Here is a 4,832-nt window from a genome sequence, read left to right on the forward strand (position 1 = left end):
GTTTATTGGGTTTTCAGTTGCCGGTTCAAGGGGCGCAGGGCATTGGGCGCAGGGCATTGGGCGCAGGGTTGTCAGTTCAACACACTCGGCTTGCGGCTACGGTTACGAAGCCCGTATCGGCAAACGGTTCACGGCTACGTGGAAAAACCGTATAACGTGGCCCCTGGACGAAACGGGCATCGTGACCCTAGCCCTGGCCGTGTCCTTATAATCTGTGGATAAGAAACCTGTGGATAGTGATCTGTAGATGCCATCATTTCGGCAAATATTGCTCGAGGACTGCGGCGGTTTTCAGGGCGAAGCTGTCCAGCATTTGCCGGGCCTGCTCCTCCGTGCGCTCGGGGCCGATGGGTGTGATGAGGCGCACCAGGGCGCCGTCAGTACGGCGCCGCCACAACCCGTCCCACACCATGTAGAACTTGGCAGCGAACTCGTTGGTAAAATTGCGTCCCCTCCCCTGGTACCAGAAATACACCAGCTCTTTCTGGTCCTCCTTGCTGATCACCAGATCGTTGATATTCAATGCGGGCCAGCCGCCTTTTGAATCAGGCGGTGCTACAATGCGCCGCGCTCGGTTCTCAGCCACGTACCAGCCGGCCCCGGGCAGACAGAGCCTGGGCGAGTGGACAAAATCGCCGCCCTTGCGCTGGTACTCATAGTAGGCCACATACAGGTTGACCGGATCCTCTTTTTCCCGGTAATAGTCGATCAACACGTAGTCCTGGCCGCCCACCTGCTTCCAGATCTTCGACTCCATCGTGGACCTGGTGCCATGCCAGCCTGCCAGGATCAGGGGAAAGTTCTTCAGGGGCTTCTGCAGGGGCACAGGCGGCACCTGCCCCAGGTAGTCCACCATGGGAGGCGTGGCCAGAACCACAGCCGCAGCACACAGCACAGCCGGCCAGGAAACCACTGCGCCAGGATTGGAGGTTGCTGCTGCCTGTTTTTTTTGCCCGGCCTTCGGGTGCCCGGGCGCAAACCTGAGCAGGAAGTCGAGCAGCAGAAAGAGGCCGCAGCACACTATGAAAATCAGCCAGCCGGAGAACGAATGAAAGAAGCCCTCCGCTGCCCTGGTTCCTACCAGCATGGCAGCCACACCAGTGCCGGAAATGCGCAGCACATTGGCCAGCATTGCTATGGGAATGGTGGCCAGGATGAGCAGCGCCCCTTTCCAGAAAGATTTCTGCCCCAGGTAAGCCATGAGCAGGCCAAAGGCAAACAGGGGCAGGATAAAGCGCAGGCCGTTGCAGGCCTCGGCCACCTGAAACTGGGCAAAACCCAGGTCAATGATATTGCCCTCCCGGTAGGCGCTCACCCCCAGGGTGTGCAGCAGGTCCACGGACCAGGTGGATGAATGGAGCTGCAGCGGAAAGGTAATGTTGCGGTAGATGAAGCCCGGCAGGGGCAGCATGACAAACAGGTAGGCCAGGGGAAAGCGGAGAATCTTCAGCACTTCAGCGCCGTAGAGCATCCAGGTGAGGCCCAGCACGAACACCAGCATGGAAAGGCGTGTCGTAAAGAGTTCAGCGCCCAGCTCCCCCACCACATAGATGCCCACTGCAGCAAGCAGCAGCAGCAGCCCCCGCCAGTCGGAGCGCACTGCAGCCTGCCCGAGCTCTTCCCTCTTGCGCCACACCAGCCAGCCAGCAATAGGCACAATGAGCAGCCCGTGTGAGTAGTCATCATTGCTGAGCCACTGATGCACCAGCCCCTGCAAGATTCCCCAGTAAGCCCCCAGCAAACACCCCAGCAGCACCACCCCCGGCAGCCACCAGTTGCTATTCTGCTTGTTGTGAGACATGGTTGTTCAGTTATCGGTTCTACAGACTCGGCTTGCGGCCAGGGTTACGAAGCCCGTATCGGTAAACGGTTCACGGCTACGTGGGAAAAACAAGGCCTCGTTTGCCTGATGGCTTCGCTTGATGGCGGATACCTCACGCAAAGGCGCAACTTGTCACGCCATAGCCTCTGGCGACGGCGGACTTGTCACGCCATAGCCCCATGGGCGAAGGCGGAAGGTCGCAAAGGAAGAGGGCCTTCGGCGGTGCTGAGTAGCCTTTATTACCTGATCGATGAGAAGGCATGAGGGGAGGTATCGAGCTGAGAGAAGAAGCTCGCTTCTTCTCTCTGCTCGAGCCCTCCCCGGCAAGTTCCGCAACCGCGGAACTCCTCTGCCCCTTGCAGAGGTGCCTTCTCATGGATCCCCTCATGGGCTATCACTATAGCGAAGCCTTCCCCTTGGCGTTCTTTGCGCCTTTTCGTGAGCCAACGTCGGTCAGCCTGAGCAGTCACGACAACGATTCAACCCAACAATTCCTGAATCTGTGGATAAAAAGGGCGCAGGGCATTGGGCGTTGGGCATGGAGCATAGGGTTTTCATTTATCGGTTATCAGTTCAAAAGCTCAAGGGCTGAGAGATTGATAGTGGAGACTGCCGCTATTATTGCCAATTGAGAAAGAACGATAATTACGTTATATTAAAAAATATTTATGAAATTCACATCATAGTTTTCGCAGGGAGAAAACATGACTGACACCATGAAATACCTGGAAACGATCATTCAAGAAACGCAAAAGCCGGAAGCGGAAATCATGGCCCAGGCATTCCAGACCGGTGTGCGCCAGATGTGGCGCGAACGCGTTCTTGGCCAGTATTTGCGGGGGAAAATCGATCGAAATAAAGCCATCGAACTCACGGGCATCGATTGGGTAGAGTTGGCTGAACGCCAGCACAAAGCAATGATGGAGGATCTGGCGTGGGCCCTGGAAAACTGAAACCTGCCGTCGCAGATTCCGGCCCACTGATCCACCTAAATGAAATCGGCTGCCTTCCAGCCCTGCGCATTTTTGAAGTTCTCTATATTCCCGGCGCCGTACTGTTTGAAACAGTGGGACAGAACCGCATCTCCCAAAATGACCTGCGCTCGCAAACCCATGTTCAAGAATTTTCTCTGCCTCAATCTGAGATCGACAAATTCATATAAGACAACAATCTGACCGAACTCCATACCGGCGAACAGGAATGCCTTTTTCTGTGCCGACAGAGGAAAATAGAGACTCTGCTTACCGACGACATGGCGGTCCGGAGTGTTGCAAGGCTTCTGAACCTGGTTCCTGTTGGCTCGTTAGGTATAATCATTGCCGCCTGCAGGAAAGAAATAGTCTCTTTACAGGAAGCCGAACATTACATAGCAAGCCTTTACGATGTGAGCAGCCTTTTTGTTACCCGGGACATTGTCGATCTGGCAATCAAAGAGCTTCGCAAGCATGTCAAAGCCGAATTTTAGTGCGCCTGTCCTGATAAGGGCCTGTTACCCTCACACAATCGACCTTTCAGTTCCTGGTCTCCACCTCTAGAACACAGTCTGCATGGTTCTCAGTTATCGGTTCTACAGACTCGGCTAGCGGCCAGGGTTATAGGAATTCCTATCCACAGATTCCACAGATTTTCACAGATTTTAGGAGGGCTTCGCTGGACCTGCAGCCCGTGATAAGAACGATGTGAAGACTCCTCTGCCATGTGCAGAGGAGTCCCGCCTTCGCGGAACCTGCCGGGGAGGTATCGACCAGTAAGAACAAGCAAGCTTCTTCTCACTGCTCGCTACCTCCCCTGCTGCCTTCTCATCGATCTTGATCATAGGGCTGCTTGGCACTGTCGAAGACCTTGCTCTCTGGCCAACAGAGTCTGGATCCTGCGGGCACCTTGAATACTCTTTAAACAGGGATACCGCAATCACATGATAAACAGGCAATATCATAGATTGCTGCCAAGCAATATGGGGAGGGTTTGAGGGCCACAAGGAGCTTGCTCATTGTGGTACTCGAACACTCCACATATGCACGATGGCAACATCGTGCCAGGCCGCCAGGCGGCCCTTGCCAGCCATCCCTCTATCATCCCTGCGATTCTATAATCTGTGTTAATCTGTGTAATCTGTGGATAAAAAGGGCGCAGGGCGCATGGCATTGGGCGTTGGGCATGGAGCACTTGGGTTTGTTGAGTTATGACTGATTGCTTGTCACTTCAAAAGTTCAGGTAATCTGTGGAAAAGGGCGCAGGGTTATCAGTTATCAGGAGAGCTTGCAGCAGGATGCCGCTCCCATAGAACGACGACTGATGCCAATGAATAGATGGGAAATATCGGGGATTGCGGGCAAGCAATATGGGGAGGGTTTGAGAGCCGCAAGGAGCTTGCTCATTGTGGTACTCGAACACTTCACATATGCACGATGGCAACATCGTGCCAGGCCGCCAGACGGCCCTTGCCAGCCATCCCTCTATCATCCCTGCGATTCTTAAATCTGTGTTAATCTGTGTAATCTGTGGATAGAAACCTGTGGATAGTGATCTGTGGACCCTAATCTGAGGACAAGAACATGAAAGACCAGCGAACATACCGCATTATCGGCGCAGCGATGGAAGTTCACAGGGAACTCGGGCAGGGCTTTCTCGAAGCTGTATATCAGGAGGCATTCGAAAAAGAACTCACCCTGCAGCACATCCCATTCAAGGTCCACCCAGATGTGGCAATCACCTACAAAGGCCAACTCCTGGAAAAGACCTACCAACCGGACTTCGTATGTTTTGATGAAATCATCGTCGAGATCAAGGCGCTTGCCGACTTATCCAGTACTGAACAAGCTCAACTCATAAACTATCTCAAAGCAAGCGGCCTAAAAATTGGCCTTCTTATCAACTTTGGCGCCGCATCCCTCCAGTACAGACGATTCGTATTCTAAATCCAACCTTTCCAAACCACCAATCTGTGTAATCAAGATTCGTGGTTTACGCTCCATGGTCAACGGAATTACTACGTTGTCACATGATAAAC

General features: G+C 53.8%; 6 protein-coding genes. 5 read left to right on the forward strand and 1 reads right to left on the reverse strand.

The genetic code is table 11. From position 1 onward, the window contains the following. Positions 1 to 253: 253 nt before the first annotated feature. On the reverse strand, positions 254 to 1,801 hold the full coding sequence (gene xrtD, locus JRI89_16590) for a VPLPA-CTERM-specific exosortase XrtD (protein MBW2072850.1): 1,548 nt from the start codon (positions 1,799 to 1,801) through the stop codon (positions 254 to 256). 395 nt (positions 1,802 to 2,196) lie between these two features. Between xrtD and JRI89_16595 the strand changes: the two genes are divergently transcribed. From JRI89_16595 to JRI89_16615, 5 genes are all read left to right on the forward strand, one after another. Continuing rightward, positions 2,197 to 2,454, forward strand: a complete 258-nt coding sequence (locus JRI89_16595; GenBank protein MBW2072851.1) for a hypothetical protein — start codon at positions 2,197 to 2,199, stop codon at positions 2,452 to 2,454. 72 nt (positions 2,455 to 2,526) lie between these two features. Continuing rightward, entirely contained in the window at positions 2,527 to 2,775 is a 249-nt protein-coding gene (locus JRI89_16600) for a hypothetical protein (GenBank protein ID MBW2072852.1), read from the forward strand. Further along, on the forward strand, positions 2,757 to 2,984 hold the full coding sequence (locus JRI89_16605; GenBank protein ID MBW2072853.1) for a hypothetical protein: 228 nt from the start codon (positions 2,757 to 2,759) through the stop codon (positions 2,982 to 2,984). The genes JRI89_16600 and JRI89_16605 overlap by 19 nt, the downstream gene beginning before the upstream one ends. A gap of 90 nt (positions 2,985 to 3,074) precedes the next feature. Next, complete coding sequence (locus JRI89_16610; GenBank protein ID MBW2072854.1) at positions 3,075 to 3,287, forward strand: hypothetical protein; 213 nt, start codon at positions 3,075 to 3,077, stop codon at positions 3,285 to 3,287. A gap of 1,090 nt (positions 3,288 to 4,377) precedes the next feature. Further along, positions 4,378 to 4,740 (forward strand): GxxExxY protein, encoded by a 363-nt coding sequence (locus tag JRI89_16615; GenBank protein ID MBW2072855.1) that lies wholly within the window; start codon positions 4,378 to 4,380, stop codon positions 4,738 to 4,740. The last annotated feature ends 92 nt before the right edge of the window (positions 4,741 to 4,832 follow it).

Source organism: Deltaproteobacteria bacterium (assembly GCA_019309045.1).
Lineage (GTDB): Bacteria > Desulfobacterota > Syntrophobacteria > BM002 > BM002 > JAFDGZ01.